This is a genomic window from Streptomyces venezuelae, assembly GCF_008642315.1.
Taxonomy (GTDB): Bacteria; Actinomycetota; Actinomycetes; order Streptomycetales; family Streptomycetaceae; genus Streptomyces; species Streptomyces venezuelae_D.
Map to the genome: position 1 here is coordinate 8,872,667 of NZ_CP029192.1, position 17,462 is coordinate 8,890,128.

The following is a 17,462-nucleotide window of genomic DNA, read 5'->3' on the forward strand; positions in this document are numbered from 1 at the left end:
GCGGGTGACATCGGCACGGGAGAATGTCACGTATGACATCTTTCTTCCGTTCCCCGTCGGTGTCGCGCCGCCCGGTTCCCAGGGCGGTCGCACTGGTCGGCGCGGCAGCGGCCGCCGTCGGCGTGGCGGCGGCGTGCACGCCCGACGCGGTCCCGGCCGCCGAGCCCAACGTCTGGGGCATCTCGTACGAGACGCCGAAGCGGGGGAGTGGTGCGGAGGCGGACTTCCTGCGCGAGCGGCGCGTCCTGGAAGGGGTGCGGAGCTCGCTGGCCAAGCAGGTTCGGCTGCCGGGCGGCGTGAGGATGACGGCGAAGTCCTGCAAGGACGCCGAGGCCGAGTACGACCCTGAGACGGGGCGGATCGTCGTCTGCTACGAGTTCGTCGCCGAGACGCGCGAGCTGTTCCACGACGAGGGCCGGTCGGACGTCGACGAGCGGGTCGAGGGCGCGCTGCGCGAGACGCTGTACCACGAGGGTGCGCACGCGCTGATGGACAAGTGGGAGCTGCCTTTCGTCGGGCGGGAGGAGGACGTCGCCGACCAGTTCGCCGCGTACCAGCTCGTACGGCAGGGCGCGCGAGGCCGGCGGGACCTCGCCGCCGTGGCCGACGCATACCGGCTGTACGCCGCGGACGACGATCCGGAGGACCTCGACTATTCCGACGAGCACTCCCCGGACGCGGCCCGCGCGGCCAACTACCGGTGCTGGCTGTACGGAGCCCATCCCGACACCCACGAGCGCCTCGTCGACGACACCATCCTCACCCGCGACCGGAGCGAGGGGTGCGAGGAGGAGTGGGAGGCACTCCGGCGCGGCTGGGAGCATCTGTTGAAGCCGTATCGGAGTTAGCGCGGAGCGCGTCGTGAACGGGGCGGTACATGTACCTGCGCTGGGGGGGGGCGTCAGTGCGGGACAGTCGGTGAGACGGCAGCTGCGAGGGACTGGCTGCTCGGCGCGGACGGCGCTTCGGGGGAACCATGGAAGTGACCGTCGGGACGCATGTCTACACGGTGTCGTTGTGGTGGGCGGCGGTGGTGGTCTGGCTTGCCGTGTCCACCGTGCTCCTCGTGCGGGAACTGATGGAGAAGGCCCAAGAAGAACGCCGCAGTCGGCAGCGTTCGCGTCAGTCCGCGGAGGACTTCTTCCGGCGGTATGGCACCGTCCAGGGAACGCCCCGCCAGTCCGTCGCCATCCGGCCATGGACGGTGGTGACACCGGGGGCGCTTCTCCTCCAGCACCGCCGCCATCACCGCCGCGCAGCGAGACCAACCCCTGGCGCCTGCGCCTCTCGGTGACGGCGGAGATCGCGGGAATCCTCGGGCTGTTCGTCGCCCTGGTCGTCGCGCCGCAGCCCCATCCGGCGTCCGCCGAGTCGCGCCGCACTGCCAGGACCCATAAACCGGAATCATGAGCGAGAGCGAGAGTGAAAGCGATGCGCAGAGCGAGCAGATCTTCAAGCCCGGCGAGATCGTGCCCGAGTCCGGTATCTACGAGTGTGAGTGCGGCCAGCACCACCGGTATAGCACCGACGTGCGAGGTCACCGGTTCCCGCCCCCGCACCAGGGATGCACCGGGACCGGCTGGAAGCTCGTGACCGTCGCTCACGACTGACCCGAGCGCGTGGCTGCGCGGCGTCGCCGGCCTCGGACCTACGGGGTCTTGCCGGCGTTGGCCTTCTCCAAGCGGTCGGCAAGTATGGAAGACAGGCCGAGGATGCGGCTGTGTCGCTGGGCGGTCGGATCATCCATCTGGTGTGCCAGGCCGATGAAGGCGCCGTGACGGAAGAGCAGCGAGCGGTTGAGCTCTGTTGGATCGCTCGTTCGGTCCATGCTGAACCCTTGGCTCTCCTCACCCCTCCGTTCCAGCTCCACCTTGACGAACGTAGGCACGCGGACCTCCTCGATGTCCTCCACGATGTCGGTGTACGCCCGATGGGCGGCGTCGGCATCCGGGAACGCCAAGACCAGGAACTCGGCCCGGTTCTCGCCCTCGTTCTCACCCCTGCCGAAATCCACCGCGCCGACCGCGGCGGCATTCTCCTCGCACTCAGGTGCTGCCTCGCAGAGGGGGAGACCGGCCGCGGACGTCCTGACCTTGGGCGTCCCGACCCAGGGATACTCCCGGGCATCCATGCTGCTCCGGTCCGGAAGGATCTGGCGGACAGTCTCGGCGGTGGGTGGCAGAGCGGTGGCGCGGTCGGCAGAGCGTGCCGATTCGGGGCCGGGCGGCGCGTTGCGCGGTGAAGCGTCCGCGTTGTCGAACAGCCGCACACCCCCGTAGGCGGAAAGCACGATCACCAGTAGCGCCAGGAGGATGCCCGCGCCGAGGGAGAGCCGCCCGGCAGGGGTGTTGTTGATGGTCAGCGGACCGAGCGCGATCTGGCTGCGCGACACCTTGCTGCCGGTCAGGACGACACTGCCGATGTGCTGCTGTGAGGTGTGCTGCTGTGAGGTGTGCCCCTGTGCGGTGTGTTCCCGTGCGGTGTGTTCCTGTGAGGATGCGTGCAAGAGCACCGCGAGCCGCCCGGCGAACTCGGGATCGCCGCTGATCTCCTCGGCGAGGACAGCTCGTACCTTGCTGCTGACCTCGGGGTCGTCTGGTGCGTGGGCCAGCTCGTCGAGTGCGGACCGCCCGCGATCGGAACGGCTGAGCCGGCCGCGTACGAGATCCGACGCCGCCGTATGGGCGGCGCCCGGCGGCGCGACGGACAGAGCTTGCGCAGCCATCGCCGCCAGGTCGGGTGCATCCACACTGACCCCCCATGCCCTCCCGGTACCCATGCCGTCCGGGTCTCACCATTATGGTCATGGCCGCGTCAGTGGGTAGGCGCTCTCGTAAGTCGGACCGGGGCGCGGTGGAACGTGCGGCGCCGGACCGGCGTCGGCGGGGTGACGTCACGCGGGGTCGGCGAGTGGCGGGTGTTCGAGCACGCGGGGCCTGTACTCGACGAGCTGGATGCGACCGTCGAAGGTGCGGTGGTCGGTCATCTCGAGGGCGACGTCCGGATAGCCGTCGTAGATGCGCTCTTCACCCGTGGCCCCGGTGATCACCGGGAACATCACGACCCGGAAGCGGTCGACGAGCCCGGCCCGTAGCAGGGACCGGCACAGGCTGAGGCTGCCGATCGTGCTGAGGAGCCCCGAGCCGTTCGACTTCATGGTGCGGACCGTCTCGACGGCGTCGTCGCGGACGAGCGTGGAGTTGGCCCAGGTCAGCGGCTCCTCGAGCGAGGAGGAGAACACCACCTTGGACGCCTGCGTGAGCTCGTCGACGGACGCCTCTTCCTCGGGCCTGAACTCGTCCTGGCCCTTCGGGACCTCACCTGCGGCGAAGCCCGACATCAAGCGGTAGGTGTTCGCTCCCATCAGGTACGTGACCTCGGGCTGTTCGCCCAGCCAGGCGAGGTACTCCGGCCCCTCGAGGCCCCAGAACCCGGGCCATCCCTCGCCCGATGCGTAGCCGTCGAGGGAGGTGATGAAGTCGACGAGAAGTTCCGACATGGCGGTGTCCTTTCCTAGGTGTCACGAGCTTGGACCGGTCGGGAGCCGCAAACTCACCGGCCACGCCGTTGGATTTCCGTCAGCTCACTCCCAGACGCCGCCGTGACCACCGGATCAGCGTGTGCGTGCGTGTTCCGGGGCGGTGGCCCGGTGGTCCCCCCCGCGACATCATGTCGATCACCGTGCCACGGGGAAGCCGCCTGGAGAAGCGGGCGGAGGACGCGGAGGGCTGACTCCCGCGCGGCGGGCGGACCCGACTCGATTCGGGCGAGACGTGTCATGAAAGCGCTGGATGCGGGCAGCGGATCTAGGGCGGTAGACGTGGATGCGTTGCGTGAGTGCTTGGACACCAACCAAGAGCGCGCCCCCGGTGCGGAACAAGGACCTTGTGAACCGCGACCGCAGCCCGTAACTGCGGGCCCGTGCCCGCCGTGATCTTGCTACTTCGACTGAGTGGAGCCATCGTCCGTGTCACCCACCGGCATGCCGGCGTCGTCCGTCCCCGGCAGCAGCGCGAACCATGCGGTGATAGCCGCCCCGGGGTGGCTGGGGGACCACGCCGACATCGTCATCGGCATCCCCTTGCGCATTCTGCTCATCGTCGTGGGGGCGATGATTGTCCGGGCGCTGGCCAAGAAGGCCATCACCCGCGTGGTGCAGCGCATCCTCCAACCGCCCGAGCAGACCGGCGAAGCACGCCGCACCAGCCGCGGTCCGGCCGTGCTGCACCGCGACCGCAGCCGGGCCAAGGAACGCAGGGAGCAGCGTGCCCGCACCATCGGCTCGGTGCTCAGCAGCATCGTCACCGTAGTAGTGGGTGTCATGGCGACAGCCATGCTTCTCGACCAGGTCGGCATCGCCCTCGGCCCGCTGCTGGCGAGCGCCGGTGTGGTGGGCCTGGCCATCGGTTTCGGCGCCCAGAATCTCGTGGCGGACTACCTGTCCGGCATGCTGATCATGCTGGAGGACCAGTACGGCGTCGGCGACTCGGTGGATCTGGGCGAGGCGGTCGGCGAGGTGGAGCACGTCGGCCTGCGGCTCACCCAGGTCCGTGACCTCAACGGTGGCCTGTGGCACATCCGCAACGGGGAGATCCTGCGCGTGCGCAACGACAGCCAGGAGTGGGCCCGAGCCGTCCTGGACGTCTCGGTGGCCTATGAGTGCAACCTCGACACCGTGTACCGCGTGCTGGAAGAAGCGGGACGCGACATGCGCGAGGACCCGAAGTTCGCACCGGCTCTGCTGGAGGACCCTTCCGTGTGGGGAGTGCAGTCCCTGGAGCCGGACGGCGTCGTGGTCCGGGTGGCCGTGAAGACAGCGCCTTTGCAGCAGTGGGCTGTGACCCGCGAGCTGCGTCGGCGGGTGAAGGAAGCGTTGGACGCCGCGGGCATCGACATTCCCTTCCAGCAGCGCACGGTCTGGATTCGCAGCGACAACGACAACGACAACGGCGAGAACGGTGACGGCAGTGACACCGCGGGTGCGGGTGGCCGGGCCCCTGTAGTGCGGTGACTACGCCGCGCCCCGGGGGGGGGGCTTTGACGCCCGGCCCTTCTTACCTACTCCGCGGCTGGTGTCTGAGCTGGATCTCCAGGGCCGGGAGGGCCCGCGGCCGCCAGCCGAGTGCCGCGAGGGATGATCTGCGGGTGACTTCACCGGTGGATGACGTGCGTACGAGTGCCGATTGGATGGCTGCCGCGCTCGACAGTTCGGGTTATCAGGCCGATTTCTCCCCGCACAGCCTGCGGGCCGTCGAGCGTTTCATGACGGAGCAGAGCAGCTCCGGCCGGGCGGCGGCCAACGGTCTGTTGGCCACCGGTCTGGGAGCTCGTCTGTTCGGCCTGGGCTGCTACGTGGGCGAGACGATCCGGCTCAGCCTCGGTGGCGTCTGGGCCGGGGGCGATGCGGACCCGGCGAGCGAGAGCGACGTCGCGGTCCGGCTGAGCGGCGGATCGGTCATCTGGCCGGTCCAGCGAGTGGTCAAGCGGTTCCAGAACGGGCCCGAGGACAGCCTCGTCGTGTACGGGGTATCCCTCGGCTTGGATCTGCGACCGCACGCGGCGCCGCCGGGTGATGCGAAGCCACGCATGGGCTTGTTCCGACGCCGCGGAGACTGAAGCAGGGCCCGCCCGGCCGGGACGGATCCCCGCGTCAACTCACGGTTGACCGTGGCCCTCGTGGTTTCCGCTGCCGGCGTCGAACGCTGCGATGTTGCGGGCGACCCAGCTCTCGAAGGAGTGCGGGGCGCGGCCGAGGACTCGTTCGACGTCCGGGCTGATCCGGAGTTCCGCGGGGTTCGGGGCTGCGATGATGTCCAGGGTGTCGTCGGCGAGTTCCGGCGGCACGAACTGGGTCATCCCCGCCTTGGCCTCCTCGCGGGTGAGTTCGTGGAAGCGCACCGGCGAGCCGAGTGCGGCAGCGATGGCCGCCGTCTGCTCGCGTGGCGTGATCACCTCGGGGCCGGTGAGTTCGTAGATCTCGCCGGTGTGCCGGTCGCCCCGCAGGCAGGCGGCCGCGACCTCGGCGATGTCCGTCGGGTCGACGACCGGAACCCCGACGTCGCCGAAGGGTGCGGCGGCCGTCCCTTGCGTACGGACGGACTCCGCCCAGGCCAGGGCGTTGGAGGCGAAGCCGCCGGGACGCAGGACGGCCCAGTCGAGGCCGGACCGCCGCAGCGCGTCCTCTACCCCTCGCATCGCGATTCGCGTCCGGCCGAGCGGCCTGGTCGCCACGCCTTGCGAAGACAGCAGGACGACCCGGCGTACCCCGTGGGCCGCCGCCAGGTCGATGATGTCGGTCGGCCTGGCGTCCGGGGCGTGCAGGTCGCCGGACAGCAGGAGGAAGAGCGCCTTCGCACCGTCCAACGCGGGTACGAGGGTGGACGGTTCGGCCAGGTCGGCCGCCACGTGCGTGACTCCGTCCGGCATCACCGCGGCGTGCCGCGAAACCGCCGTCACCCGCTCGCCCGCCTCGGCCAGAGCCCGCGTCAAAGGCCGACCCACGTTCCCGGTAGCTCCGGTCACCACGATCATTTTCTGCTCCTGGTTCGTTGTGCGCTGAGGCAGTTGACGCTAGGAGCAGGACTTACTTTTCGTAAGGACATACCCAGAGGTAAGCTCCGGACATGAGTGAAGGCGTGCAGCTGACACAGGCCGAGACAGGCACTCGGTATGAGGTGTTTCACACTGACTGCCCCGCGCGAGACGTGGTCGACCACGTGACCAGCAAATGGGGTGTCTGGGTGCTGATCGCTCTACGCAACAACGAACTTCGGTTCTACGAGCTGCGCGACAGCATCCGCGGCATCAGCGAGAAGATGCTCGCCCAGGCCCTGCGCGCGCTGGTCCAGGACGGCCTGGTCTGGCGCAGGGTGGAGCCGACTACACCGCCCCAAGTGACGTACGGGCTGACAGAGTTCGGTCAGGATGTCGGTGAGCCGCTGACGGACTTGTTGGACCGGATCACAGAGCGGCTGCCGACGCGCGGCGAGGAGTAGTGCGGCAGAGGGATGGTGCGGTAGCGGACGGACCAGTCCGACGGCTCTGGCGAGGGGCTCCGGAGGATGTCCGTCCGGCGCCTCGCGGTGGTCGTGCCCGCGCCGCATCCTCTACGACGCCGCGTAGGAGCGCCGGGAGCTCGGTTCCTGGGAGTGCGAGCACGGTTGGCCGGTCCGGCTCTGAGGTAGGCGCATGCGATGAGCCAGATCCCGCGTCATGCGCTGCGCCAGGCAGCTGCGCCATTCGATGTCGGGGTAGCAGGTGCGCAAGTGCGATACGGCGCGGGTTCCCAGGCCACTGTCCTGCAGAGCCGCGTCGACGTGGATCTCGTCGATGACGCCGCTCGCGCACCGTTTGCACACGCGGTAGGTCAGATGGCCCACGATGCGGCGGCTGTGGACCAGCAGCAGGCTGTCCGCGCGGGCCTCAAGAGCGGGGGAGTGGAGGATCTCGATGTGTCGGTAGGCGAGGAGGCGGCGGCGGAGCCTGCCGCGGCGGCGGTTCGAGCGGGCGTGCCGGGCTGTCTTGCGCCGCTGGATCATGCGTGCGGCCGAGTCCGGAACCATCCGTGTGGGTGTCTCGGGCATGCATGACCGGTTACCCCTGCCGTGCGGAGTCAATCGGTCGTGCTGCCCGAGACGTGTGTGCACGTGCGGGACGGACAGGGTGGGGCGCCGCGACGCGATGCGCCGGTGGTGGTACGTCGGTGCCAGGGTGGTGCCGACGCCCCCCGGCGCATACCGGGCCACAGCGCTTGACTGCCTCAGTGCTTGACGGGCCTCGGCGCTCGATCGGACATCAGCGGCGCGGCTCGATCTTCAGGTCGCCGCTGTTCATCGTGCGACCTCTGTCGGCGGCGAGGAAGTCGTGCGGGAAGCTGAGACCGATGGCGCTGGCCTCTTCGACGATCCGGTGGTGCGGCCGGACGGCCTGGTGGTGCGAGTGGACGGCCCGGCGGTGCGGCCGCTCCCTCGGCGGCCGAGGTGGAAGCGGAAGCGCTGCGACGGGAGAACGCGCAGCTGCGGCAGGCTCTGGTCTGCCGGCCGGTGATCGATCAGGCGCGGCGTGCTGATGGCGGCCGGGGGGTGCAGCGCCGAAGAGGCCTGGGAGGTGTTGGTGGAGATCTCCCAGCGCTCGAACACCAAGTTGCGGCAAGTCGCGGAGATGGTGGTGGCCAGTACGTCCGGCGATCACCTGCCCGATTCCGTGGCCCTACAGCTCCCGGGGCTTCGGCGGTTCGGCATCGGTCGGGCCGCCGAACGGTGAGGCGGTCGGCGCGGCGCTGACAGTCTCCGCTGGCGGGTGCCCCGGCGTGCGTGGGGCCCGTCGGCGGGTGAGGCTGGCCGTATGGCTGAACCGCTGCCCGTCGTCGTCTCTCCGCCCTCACCGACCGGCGGGCGTCGCGTCCGCGTGGACGGCGAGATCCTGGGACTGGCCCACGGCGTCAACGACGTCGTGGAGTTCCTGCGTCGGGCCGGCATCGAGGAGGCCGACGCCCACATGGTGGAGACGTCGATGTTCATCGACTGGAAGGGCGGTGGCCCCGAGGTGTGGTCACGCACCCCGGACGGCGGCCCCGACCCCGCCTGACCAGTGCGGCCCTGGACTCCTCGGGTGCGGGTTTCGGGCCCGGTGCTCGACGGTCGCGCGCCGTTCTCATCGGCTTCTCATCCTCAGGGGGCGATGTGAACACGGACGAAAGGTCCGAGGTGTGAGGATCGAAGGGCGGGGTGGCACGGCCGGCCCGGAGCAGCACCTCGACCTCGACCCATGCCTCGGAGACGCCCATGCAGAAGCCCATAGCCTTCGCCGTCTTCGCGCTGATCACTCTCGCCACCCTCGGTACGACCACCGCCGTCGCGAACGCGTCGACCTCCGTGAGCGAGGGGCGCGGCCACACCGTCGAACGCCTGGCAGACAGGACCGCTGACGGGTGCACGATGGGCAGCACGTGACGGTGGTCGCCGTCGGCCGTCTTCTCGGTCGCCAAGGGCAGGTCGCGGCCCTGCTCCAGTGAGACGAGCCGCGTTGGTGAAGTAGGCCTGCTCCTCGTCGAGCCCCGCTTCGCCGAGCGCGGAGCAGCCGCGGCAGTCTCGGCCAGCGGCCAGCGGCCAGCGGCGAGCGGCGAGCGGCGGGCGGACGCGGGCAGGGCCGGCACGCCGTGGCCGTCAAACCCCGGCAAAACCGGACGATCACTTGTTTCCTCCCCCGTTCGGGCGGTTACCCGGCTCTCGGAGCGATCGCGGAAGCGATGGCGGACCGGCAGCCCGACCCCGGCCGGTCACCGGGCGCCGCCATCACCCGCTCTCTGAGGTTCCGGTTGTCGGAGGACGTGACAGAGGAGTGAATGCATTCATGGGCCGAGTGCCCCGAAGAGCTCACTCCCCGGGTCGGCGCGGCGACGACCACCGGCGTCCTGGCACGCACTGACCTGGTAACCCGCACGCCCGACGGAACCTCGTAACCCGCACGCCCGACAGAAAGGCCACCCCGTGTCCACCAAGGTCTCCGATTACATCCTTCAGCGGCTGCGCGAGTGGGATGTCGAGCGAGTCTTCGCCTACGCCGGGGACGGCATCAACGGTCTCCTCGCCGCCTGGGGACGAGCGGACAACAAGCCCCAGTTCATCCAGTCCCGGCACGAGGAGATGTCCGCCTTCGAGGCAGTCGGCTACGCCAAGTTCTCCGGCAAGGTCGGCGTGTGCGCGGCCACCTCCGGTCCGGGCGCCATCCACCTTCTGAACGGCCTCTACGACGCCAAGCTCGACCACGTCCCCGTCGTCGCGATCGTCGGCCAGACGAACCGCAGCGCCATGGGCGGCTCCTACCAGCAGGAAGTCGACCTCCTGAGCCTCTACAAGGACGTCGCCTCGGACTTCTGCGAGATGGTGACCGTCCCCGAACAGCTCCCCAACGTCATCGACCGGGCCATGCGCACCGCCTACGCCCGCCGCACGGTGACCGCGATCATCGTCCCCGCGGACGTGCAGGAACTCGACTACACCCCACCCACCCACGCCTTCAAGATGGTGCCCTCCAGCATCGGCATGGCCCAGTACGCGCCCGTGCCGACCGCCGACGATCTCACCCGGGCGGCCGAGGTGCTGAACGCGGGGGAGAAGGTCGCCGTCCTCATCGGCCAGGGCGCCCGCTCCGCGCGCGCCGAGGTGGAGCAGATCGCCGACGTCTTGGGCGCCGGCGTCGCGAAGGCGCTGCTCGGCAAGGACGCGCTGCCCGACGACCTGCCGTACGTGACCGGATCCATCGGGCTCCTCGGCACCCGGCCCTCGTACGAGCTGATGCAGGAGTGCGACACGCTGCTCGTGATCGGCTCCAGCTTCCCGTACGCCCAGTTCCTGCCGGATTTCGACCAGGCGCGGGCGGTGCAGATCGACATCGATCCGCACATGATCGGCCTCCGGTACCCGTTTGAGGTCAACCTGGTCGGTGACGCCAAGGAGACGCTCAAGGCGCTGCTGCCGCAGCTGAAGAAAAAGAAGCACGGCTCCTGGCGGAAGAAGATCGAGAAGGACACGGCCCGCTGGTGGGAGGTGATGCAACGACGTGCGGCGGTGGAGGCGGATCCCATCAACCCCGAGTACGTCGTGCACGCCCTGGACGCGCTGCTGCCCCACGACGCGATCATCGCCGCGGACTCCGGCTCCGCGGCCAACTGGTACGCCCGGCACCTTCGCATGCGCGGCACCATGCGCGGTTCCCTGTCCGGGACCCTCGCCACCATGGGGCCCGGCGTGCCGTACGTGATCGGCGCCAAGTTCGCCCACCCCGAGCGCCCCGCCATCGCCCTCGTGGGCGACGGCGCCATGCAGATGAACGGGCTCGGCGAACTGATCACGGTCGCCAAGTACTGGCAGGAGTGGCAGGACCCGCGGCTCGTGGTGGCCGTGCTCAACAACCAGGACCTCAACCAGGTCACCTGGGAGATGCGGGCCATGTCCGGCGCCCCGCAGTTCCTGCCCTCGCAGGCGCTGCCCGACGTGCCCTACGCCGACTTCGCCCGGTCCATCGGACTGGACGGCGTACGGGTGGAGAAGCCGGCCGACGTGGCATCGGCCTGGCATCGCGCGCTCGGCTCCGACCGGCCCTTCGTCATCGACTTCCGCACGGACCCCGACGTACCGCCGATCCCGCCGCACGCCGACCTCGACCAGATCGAAGCCGCCGCGTCGGCCGTCCTCAAGGGCGACAGCGACCGGGTCGGCATCATCAAGCAGGGCCTCAAGGCCAAGGTGCAGGAGATGCTGCCGGGCCGCGGTTCGGGCGGCGGCTCCGGAGCGCCGAAGGGCACAGACGGCAAGTGAACCCCGCAGTGTGCCCGCCCCGACGCGGGCCTGCTCACGGATAGGGGCTGTCACCAGCCGGTGAACAGCAGATGGTTGATGAGCAAGGCGAGGGCGGCCTGGGCCGTGAGCCAGGCGCGGGGGTGGGTGAGGAACGCGCCGGCCGGCAGCAGCCACAGGGCGAACGGCAGCCAGATGCGTTCCGTTTCCGCCTTGCTCATCCCGGAGAGGTCCGCGACGAGCAGCGCCGACAGGGCGGCGAGGACGAGCAGGGCAAGGCGCTGGGCGGCGGCGTGGTCCGGGCCGTCGCTGGGCTCGTCGGCTCGGGGCAGGACGTGTGCGCGTCCCCGGAAGAGGGTCACCACGGCCCGGCGCAGGCCCGCCACCGTGGCGAGACCCACGACGAGCACGGTGCAGGCGAGGTTGGCCCAGACCCAGTAGCCGTAGGGGCGGATGCCGCCCGCGCCTTGGTAGTAGCGCTCGACGAGCAGTCGGTACGCCTCCCACCAGTTGAACCCCGCGAACGTGAAGAGGAGCGGGACGACGGCGAAGCCGGCCAGGAACAGGGAAGGGGCGAGTGTCGTCCGCAGGCGGGTGCGTGGGCCGCTGCGCGATGACCGGCGCCGGGCGCCCAGCACCAGCACGGCTGCCGCGACGAGCGCGAACAGCGTGAGGCCGTACGACAGGTAGCAGGTGAGGCCGAACAGCAGGCCCGAGGCGGGCGCGGTGAGACGCGGTCGGCGACCCGTCACCGCCAGGGCGAGCAGGGCCACGGCCCAGCCCGCGACCGCCGCGAAGTAGCCGTCCGCCGAAGTGCCCATCCACACCGCCGCGGGGGACAGGACCAGGAACGGCGCGGCCCGTCGCGCCAGGCCCTCCCCGGCCAGCGCCCGCACCGTCACCAGGACGGCCGCGCACGCCGTGGCGCCCACGGCGATGCACCACGCTCCCGCCCAGGCACCGCCGCCCAGACCCGCCCGGTCGAGCAGGACGAATGTGAGCGTCGAGGCCGGCGGATGCCCGGCGACGTGCGCCGGCCAGGGGTCGGGGGAGTCGATCAGGATGTGCCGGGTGAAGTCCCGCAGCGTGCCGGGGATGTCGCCGAAGCGGTCGATGACCTGCAGATACTCGTACTTCGTGGTCAGGCGCTCGGTGATGCCGCGCTGCCGGCCGTCGATCAGCGCGAGCGAACACGTCCAGGCGGCCGCGGCGCCCCAGGCCGCGCCCAGCAGCGTGCGCCATCCCAAGCGGGCGGCGAGCCGCGGGCCGTACCCGACGACGGCGAGCGCGACGAGCAGCGCGGCGGGCGTTCCGGGGCCGAGGTGCGGTTCCCAACGGGCGTACAGAGGAGGCCAGTTGACGTGCAGGGTGCCGTCGGAGTTCTCGATGGCGGTGCCGAGCACTACGGCCGCCACGACGAGCAGAGCGGCGGCCAGGGCGGCACCCAGGTCGCGCAGAAGGTCACGGTTCACACCGGAACGCTAGGCCGGAGCCGCACGAACAGTGCCGATCACGGCCGTGACGTCAGCGTTTCGTCATGAGTCCTACCCGCTCTCAAGGGGTGGTCCCGGCCTACCGTCGGGGCATGCGCGACCAACCGCTCCCCTCGTCCCCCGGCTTCTGGCGCAGTCCCGTGCGCGGCCCCCGGTTCACCGCCGTGCTCGGCCTGGTTCTGCTCGGCGGCATCACCGTGCTGTTCGTGACGGGGCTGCTCTCGTACGCCGCTTACAACCCGGACCTCGCCGCGGTGAACGACAAGACCCCGGACAAGGGGCTGCTCGGCTTCTACCTCTTCTCCTGGCCGACCGACCCGCCCTGGCTCTACCGGCTCACCCAAGGCGTCCACGTCACGCTCGGGATCACCCTGATCCCCGTCCTGCTCGCGAAGCTCTGGTCGGTCGTGCCGAAACTGTTCGCACTGCCGCCCGCACGGTCCGTCGCCCACGCACTCGAACGCCTCTCGCTGCTCCTGCTGGTGGGCGGCGCGCTCTTCGAGTTCGTGACCGGCGTCCTGAACGTTCAGCTCGACTACCTCTTCCCCGGCTCCTTCTACCCGCTGCACTTCTACGGGGCGTGGGTGTTCTTCGCTGCCTTCGTCACGCACGTGGTGCTGCGTCTGCCCGAGGCCATGCGCCAGTTGCGTGCGCTCCGTGCGCAACGCGCGGTGCGTGCGGGGCGAGCGGGTGGTGGTGAAGCCCCGGAAGCACCGGCTGAAGAAGGGGTGTTGGTGTCGCCGGACCCCGCCGCACCCACGGTTTCCCGGCGCGGCGCCTTCGGGCTCGTCGGCGGCGGCTCGCTGCTCCTGCTCGCGACGACGGTCGGCCGCAGCTTCGACGGGCCGTTGCGCGAGACCGCCGTACTCGCGCCGCACGGCGGCAAGGACCCCGGCTCCGGACCCGGCGCGTTCCAGATCAACAAGACCGCCGCGTACGCGGGCATCCGCGAGCGCGACACGAGTGCGGAAGCCTGGCAGCTCGTCCTGGTCGGCCGCCGGGGCACGGTCCGGCTCAGCCGCACCCAGCTCCTGCGGCGCCCCCAGCACGGCTCCGCACTGCCCATCGCCTGCGTGGAAGGGTGGTCGACGTCGGACCAGTGGTGGCAGGGCGTGCGGCTGCGGGACCTCGCGGCGCTGGTCGGCCACGACGATCCGCCGGACGTACTCGTGGAGTCCCTGCAGCAGCGCGGCGCCTTCCGCCGTGCCGCGCTGCGCGCCAACCAGGTCGGCGACGCGCGCTCCCTGCTCGCCCTGGCCGTCAACGGCGTCGACCTGACCCCCGACCACGGCTACCCGGCGCGGATCATCGTGCCCGCCGCGCCCGGTGTGCTCAACACCAAGTGGGTGGCCCGCATGACGTTCGGAGACCTGTGATGAGCCGTCGCCCCACCCAGACAATTCCGTCAGCGGTACGTGGACGCCTGTGCCGCCCGCCGCTCGGGAGTCCGCTCCAACTCCTGCTCCTTGCAAGCTCGTTCGCGCTGGCCGGCTACGCGGGGGTGCGGCTCCTCGCCGACGACTGGCTCGGCGTGACGCTCTGGTTCGTCGGGGCGGCCCTCGTGCACGATCTGGTGCTGGTGCCCGTGTACGCGGCTCTCGACCGCGCCCTCGTGCGGGCGGCGGGCAGGCGCCGGGAGCGCGTCGTGTACGTACGCGTACCCGCCGCGCTCTCCGGGCTGCTGCTGCTCGTCTGGTTCCCGCTGATCAGCGGGTCCGCGTCCGAGCGCTACGCGTCCGCGACCGGCGTGTCCGGCGACGGCTTCCTGACCCGGTGGCTGCTGATCACCGCCGTGCTGTTCGCCAGCTCGGGGCTGCTCCTCGTACTGCGGCTGCGCAGCGCGACGAAGGAACGACCGTCCGCCGTCCACTGACCGCTGACACGCCAGCCCGCCCGCCCGGCGCGCCGCAGCAATGCGGGTGTGCCGAGGCGGGCCCACGGGAACGGCCGCTCGTACGCGGTCTCGTCCACGCCCTCGCGCGCGCCGTGGGGGCCGACGGCCGGGACCAGACGTACGTCGACGCGCTCGTCGATGTCGACGGACGCCGTCTCGGTGATCAACAGGCCACCGGGCGTGAGGAGTTCCGCGGCGCGTTCGAGCAGCGCGGACGGGTCACCGCCGATGCCGATGTTGCCGTCGAGGAGCAGAGCGGTCCCCCAGCGGCCCTCGCCGGGCAGCGGCTCGAAGACGGATCGGTGCAGCGCCTGGCCGCCGAGCCCCGTGGTGTGCGCGACGGCGGCCCGGCTGACGTCGATGCCCAGGGCGTGCCGGCCCCGGGCGGCCAGCGCGGCGACCAGCCGTCCTGGCCCGCACCCGATGTCGAGCACGGCCCCCTCGCAGCGCTCCAGTACGTCGAGATCCGTCGCGTCGGCGTGCGCGCACCAGCGCTCCACGTCCAACGGCAGCAGCCAACCGTCGGCGCGGCGCAGGAAGAGCGGGCCGCGCCCGGCTCGCAGCGCGTCGGCGTAGGGGTCGTCGCCCCAGGAAGGCGCGCAGACGTCGAGGAGATGACGGCCGGGTCCGGTGGAGGCTCGTACCGCCTCGTGCGCGGTGCTCATCGTCCGATGACCGTCCCGAGCCGCGCCAGCTCGGCCGCGAACCGGCCGTGCGGTGCGGCGTCGGCGACCGCGACCGCGTCGGCCGCCGTGTCCACGTCCCGCAGCCGCGGCAGATCGCGTACGCGCAGCCCGGCGGAGACGAGCCGCGCACGCTGTACGGCGCCCGTCGTGGACGTCGACATCGGTACGCCCCGCAGCAGTTCGGGATCCGGGTCGGCGAGCCCGAGCGCCCAGAACCCGCCGTCGTCCGCCGGCCCGAACCAGGCGTCACAGTCCGCGAAGTCCACGGTGAGCAGCTCCGGGCTGACCTGCGGGGTGTCCATGCCGATGAGGAGAGCGGGCCCCCAACAGCCGGCGAAAGCCGCGGCCAAGCGCTCGTCCAGGCCACCCGCGCACTGGGGCACGACCTCGAAGCCGGACGGCAGCCAGGGGCCGGGCGTCCCGTCGAGGACCAGGACGCGGCGCCGAGCGGGCGTTGCCGCCACGGCACGCAGGCTGTCCACGAGGGCGGCCTCGGCGAGGCGGGCGGCCTCGTGCGGGGAAAAGGGCGGGGTGAGCCGGGTCTTCACCCGCCCCGGCAGCGGCGCCTTGGCGATGACGAGGAGCGTGGTCACGGGGATTCCTCCCGGAGGAACTGGAAGAAGAGGGCAGGGGAGAGGAGGGGGGTGAGCTGAGCGCCGCGGCGCATCAGTCGCGCGGTGTCGGCGGGGTGGGCGGTGCCGTGGGGCGCCCGGCCGGTGTCGTCGGACTGCCCGGTGCCGTGGAGCCTGCCTGGGTCACTGGACCGGCCGGTGCTGTCGGGCCTGCGGGTGTCGACGGGGCGCCCGGCGCGGAGGGATCGGCCGAGGATGCGGTCGACTCTGCTTGCGGCGAGGGGCCAGCCGAAGTCGGCGGATCACCCGGTGCCGGCGGGCCGCCCGGCGCGGACGGATTGGCCGGTGATGCCGTCGGGTCTGCCTGCGCCGAGGGGTCAGCTGAAGCCGGCGGTTCACCCGGTGCCGACGGATCGGCCGAGGATGCGGCCGGCTCTGCCCGCGCCGAGGGACCAGCCGAAGCCGACTGGTCGCCTGGTGCCGACGCGCCGACCGGCGTCGACGGATGGGCCGATGGCGCCGTCGGATCTGCCTGAGCCGAGGGACCCGCTGAAGCCGACGGTTCGCCCGGTGTCGGCGGGCCGTCCGGCGCGGTCGGGTCGGCCGAGGACGCGGTCGGTTCTGCCTGCGCCGAGGGGCCAACCGATACCAACGGGCCTGCCGTTGCCGACGGGTCGCCCGGCGCCGACGGATGGGCCGAGGATGCGGTCGGCTCTGCCTGCGGCGAGGGGCCAGCCGAAGTCGGCGGATCACCCGGTGCCGGCGGGCCGCCCGCCGGGGACGGATCACCCGGTGTAGACGCGCCGCCCGCCGGGGACGGATCACCCGCCCCCGTCCCAGGCCGCTCCGCCAAGACCTGGCTCATGTCGCGTACCGCCTGCCACGTGCCGCGCCACGTGCCCGTCACCTTCGACGCGCCGGTGCGCGGCAGATACGGGACGTCGTGCTCGGTCACCCGCCAGCCCGCGTCCGACGCACGGACCACCATCTGGAGCGGGTAGCCGCTGCGCCGGTCGGTGAGGCCCAGGGACAGAAGCGGCTCGCGGCGGGCGGCGCGCAGCGGGCCGAGGTCGTGCAGGCGCAGTCCGGTCCGGCGGCGGAGCATACGGGCGAGGGCGAGGTTGCCCGCGCGGGCGTGCGGGGGCCATGCGCCGCGGGTCTGCGGACGGCGGCGGCCGAGTACCAGGTCGGCCTCGCCGGCGCGCACCTCGCGTACGAAGGGGACGAGCAGGGACGGATCGAGGGAGGCGTCGCAGTCGCAGAAGCACACGATGTCGGCGGTGGCGGCGGTCAGGCCGGCGTGGCACGCGGCCCCGAAGCCGCGGCGCGCCTCGTGGACCACCGTGGCGCCGAGACCGCGGGCGATCTCCGCGGAACCGTCGGTGGAGCCGTTGTCCACGACGAGGGCGCGCCAGCCGCGCGGGATGCGGGCCAGCACCCAAGGCAGGGCGTCCGCCTCGTCGAGACAGGGCAGCACCACGTCGACGTCAGGTCGCAGCGGCTCCGCCTCGGGGCGTGCG

At 71.3% G+C, this 17,462-nt stretch carries 17 protein-coding genes and 1 pseudogene; 10 read left to right on the top strand and 8 right to left on the bottom strand.

The features are described from left to right. Positions 1-32: 32 nt before the first annotated feature. Together DEJ48_RS39255 and DEJ48_RS39260 are read left to right on the top strand one after the other, a co-directional pair. Positions 33-848, top strand: a complete 816-nt coding sequence (locus tag DEJ48_RS39255; RefSeq protein WP_150220817.1) for a DUF4344 domain-containing metallopeptidase — start codon at positions 33-35, stop codon at positions 846-848. A gap of 558 nt (positions 849-1,406) precedes the next feature. Continuing rightward, positions 1,407-1,610: a hypothetical protein gene (locus DEJ48_RS39260; protein WP_150220818.1), complete on the top strand. Its 204-nt coding sequence runs from the start codon at positions 1,407-1,409 to the stop codon at positions 1,608-1,610. A 38-nt stretch (positions 1,611-1,648) separates the two neighbouring features. Here DEJ48_RS39260 and DEJ48_RS39265 read toward each other — a convergent pair whose 3' ends face one another. Together DEJ48_RS39265 and DEJ48_RS39270 are read right to left on the bottom strand one after the other, a co-directional pair. Further along, complete coding sequence (locus DEJ48_RS39265) at positions 1,649-2,749, bottom strand: hypothetical protein (protein ID WP_150220819.1); 1,101 nt, start codon at positions 2,747-2,749, stop codon at positions 1,649-1,651. A 144-nt stretch (positions 2,750-2,893) separates the two neighbouring features. Next, a complete protein-coding gene (locus DEJ48_RS39270) occupies positions 2,894-3,499 on the bottom strand; it encodes a dihydrofolate reductase family protein (RefSeq protein WP_150220820.1) in 606 nt (201 codons plus the stop codon). Between the two features lie 468 nt (positions 3,500-3,967). On the opposite strand from DEJ48_RS39270, the gene DEJ48_RS39275 reads away from it, so the two are divergent. Both DEJ48_RS39275 and DEJ48_RS39280 read left to right on the top strand, forming a co-directional pair. Continuing rightward, on the top strand, positions 3,968-5,011 hold the full coding sequence (locus DEJ48_RS39275; protein ID WP_223832395.1) for a mechanosensitive ion channel family protein: 1,044 nt from the start codon (positions 3,968-3,970) through the stop codon (positions 5,009-5,011). Positions 5,012-5,187: 176 nt separating this feature from the next. Next, positions 5,188-5,616: a hypothetical protein gene (locus tag DEJ48_RS39280; protein ID WP_150220821.1), complete on the top strand. Its 429-nt coding sequence runs from the start codon at positions 5,188-5,190 to the stop codon at positions 5,614-5,616. Between the two features lie 39 nt (positions 5,617-5,655). Here the strand turns inward: DEJ48_RS39280 and DEJ48_RS39285 are convergent, their stop codons facing one another. Next, the gene (locus tag DEJ48_RS39285; RefSeq protein WP_150220822.1) at positions 5,656-6,531 is read right to left on the bottom strand and encodes an SDR family oxidoreductase; all 876 of its coding nucleotides are present in this window, start codon (positions 6,529-6,531) and stop codon (positions 5,656-5,658) included. A 92-nt stretch (positions 6,532-6,623) separates the two neighbouring features. Between DEJ48_RS39285 and DEJ48_RS39290 the strand changes: the two genes are divergently transcribed. Beyond that, a complete protein-coding gene (locus tag DEJ48_RS39290) occupies positions 6,624-6,995 on the top strand; it encodes a winged helix-turn-helix transcriptional regulator (RefSeq protein WP_150220823.1) in 372 nt (123 codons plus the stop codon). 111 nt (positions 6,996-7,106) lie between these two features. On the opposite strand, the gene DEJ48_RS39295 is transcribed toward DEJ48_RS39290, so the two are convergent. Next, positions 7,107-7,583: a hypothetical protein gene (locus DEJ48_RS39295; protein WP_190537888.1), complete on the bottom strand. Its 477-nt coding sequence runs from the start codon at positions 7,581-7,583 to the stop codon at positions 7,107-7,109. A gap of 484 nt (positions 7,584-8,067) precedes the next feature. Between DEJ48_RS39295 and DEJ48_RS39300 the strand changes: the two genes are divergently transcribed. The 4 genes from DEJ48_RS39300 (at position 8,068) to DEJ48_RS39310 (ending at position 11,318) form a co-directional block, all read left to right on the top strand. Continuing rightward, complete coding sequence (locus DEJ48_RS39300) at positions 8,068-8,262, top strand: ANTAR domain-containing protein (RefSeq protein ID WP_223832563.1); 195 nt, start codon at positions 8,068-8,070, stop codon at positions 8,260-8,262. Between the two features lie 81 nt (positions 8,263-8,343). After that, the gene (locus tag DEJ48_RS39305; RefSeq protein WP_150220824.1) at positions 8,344-8,586 is read left to right on the top strand and encodes a hypothetical protein; all 243 of its coding nucleotides are present in this window, start codon (positions 8,344-8,346) and stop codon (positions 8,584-8,586) included. A 197-nt stretch (positions 8,587-8,783) separates the two neighbouring features. Then, entirely contained in the window at positions 8,784-8,951 is a 168-nt protein-coding gene (locus DEJ48_RS40055; RefSeq protein ID WP_190537889.1) for a hypothetical protein, read from the top strand. Positions 8,952-9,488: 537 nt separating this feature from the next. Beyond that, on the top strand, positions 9,489-11,318 hold the full coding sequence (locus DEJ48_RS39310) for a thiamine pyrophosphate-requiring protein (protein ID WP_150220825.1): 1,830 nt from the start codon (positions 9,489-9,491) through the stop codon (positions 11,316-11,318). A gap of 50 nt (positions 11,319-11,368) precedes the next feature. On the opposite strand, the gene DEJ48_RS39315 is transcribed toward DEJ48_RS39310, so the two are convergent. Next, the gene (locus tag DEJ48_RS39315; protein WP_150220826.1) at positions 11,369-12,769 is read right to left on the bottom strand and encodes a hypothetical protein; all 1,401 of its coding nucleotides are present in this window, start codon (positions 12,767-12,769) and stop codon (positions 11,369-11,371) included. Positions 12,770-12,882: 113 nt separating this feature from the next. Between DEJ48_RS39315 and DEJ48_RS39320 the strand changes: the two genes are divergently transcribed. Beyond that, positions 12,883-14,166 (top strand): molybdopterin-dependent oxidoreductase, encoded by a 1,284-nt coding sequence (locus DEJ48_RS39320; RefSeq protein ID WP_150220827.1) that lies wholly within the window; start codon positions 12,883-12,885, stop codon positions 14,164-14,166. Positions 14,167-14,518: 352 nt separating this feature from the next. On the opposite strand, the gene DEJ48_RS39330 is transcribed toward DEJ48_RS39320, so the two are convergent. From DEJ48_RS39330 to DEJ48_RS39340, 3 genes and pseudogenes are all read right to left on the bottom strand, one after another. Further along, a complete protein-coding gene (locus DEJ48_RS39330; protein WP_150220828.1) occupies positions 14,519-15,349 on the bottom strand; it encodes a methyltransferase domain-containing protein in 831 nt (276 codons plus the stop codon). Beyond that, on the bottom strand, positions 15,346-15,963 hold the full coding sequence (locus DEJ48_RS39335) for a DUF2064 domain-containing protein (protein WP_150220829.1): 618 nt from the start codon (positions 15,961-15,963) through the stop codon (positions 15,346-15,348). Before DEJ48_RS39335 ends, DEJ48_RS39330 begins: the two co-directional genes overlap by 4 nt. Positions 15,964-16,774: 811 nt before the next feature. After that, positions 16,775-17,440, bottom strand: a pseudogene (locus DEJ48_RS39340) (glycosyltransferase family 2 protein); the annotation flags it as partial. Between the last annotated feature and the right edge of the window lie 22 nt (positions 17,441-17,462).

Coding starts and splice junctions, on each gene's coding strand:
- DEJ48_RS39255 (WP_150220817.1), top strand. CDS start 33: ATGACATCTTTCTTCCGTTCCCCGTCGGTGTCGCGCCGCCCGGTTCCC.
- DEJ48_RS39260 (WP_150220818.1), top strand. CDS start 1,407: ATGAGCGAGAGCGAGAGTGAAAGCGATGCGCAGAGCGAGCAGATCTTC.
- DEJ48_RS39270 (WP_150220820.1), bottom strand. CDS start 3,499: ATGTCGGAACTTCTCGTCGACTTCATCACCTCCCTCGACGGCTACGCA.
- DEJ48_RS39280 (WP_150220821.1), top strand. CDS start 5,188: ATGGCTGCCGCGCTCGACAGTTCGGGTTATCAGGCCGATTTCTCCCCG.
- DEJ48_RS39285 (WP_150220822.1), bottom strand. CDS start 6,531: ATGATCGTGGTGACCGGAGCTACCGGGAACGTGGGTCGGCCTTTGACG.
- DEJ48_RS39290 (WP_150220823.1), top strand. CDS start 6,624: ATGAGTGAAGGCGTGCAGCTGACACAGGCCGAGACAGGCACTCGGTAT.
- DEJ48_RS39295 (WP_190537888.1), bottom strand. CDS start 7,583: ATGCCCGAGACACCCACACGGATGGTTCCGGACTCGGCCGCACGCATG.
- DEJ48_RS39300 (WP_223832563.1), top strand. CDS start 8,068: ATGGCGGCCGGGGGGTGCAGCGCCGAAGAGGCCTGGGAGGTGTTGGTG.
- DEJ48_RS39305 (WP_150220824.1), top strand. CDS start 8,344: ATGGCTGAACCGCTGCCCGTCGTCGTCTCTCCGCCCTCACCGACCGGC.
- DEJ48_RS40055 (WP_190537889.1), top strand. CDS start 8,784: ATGCAGAAGCCCATAGCCTTCGCCGTCTTCGCGCTGATCACTCTCGCC.
- DEJ48_RS39320 (WP_150220827.1), top strand. CDS start 12,883: ATGCGCGACCAACCGCTCCCCTCGTCCCCCGGCTTCTGGCGCAGTCCC.
- DEJ48_RS39330 (WP_150220828.1), bottom strand. CDS start 15,349: ATGAGCACCGCGCACGAGGCGGTACGAGCCTCCACCGGACCCGGCCGT.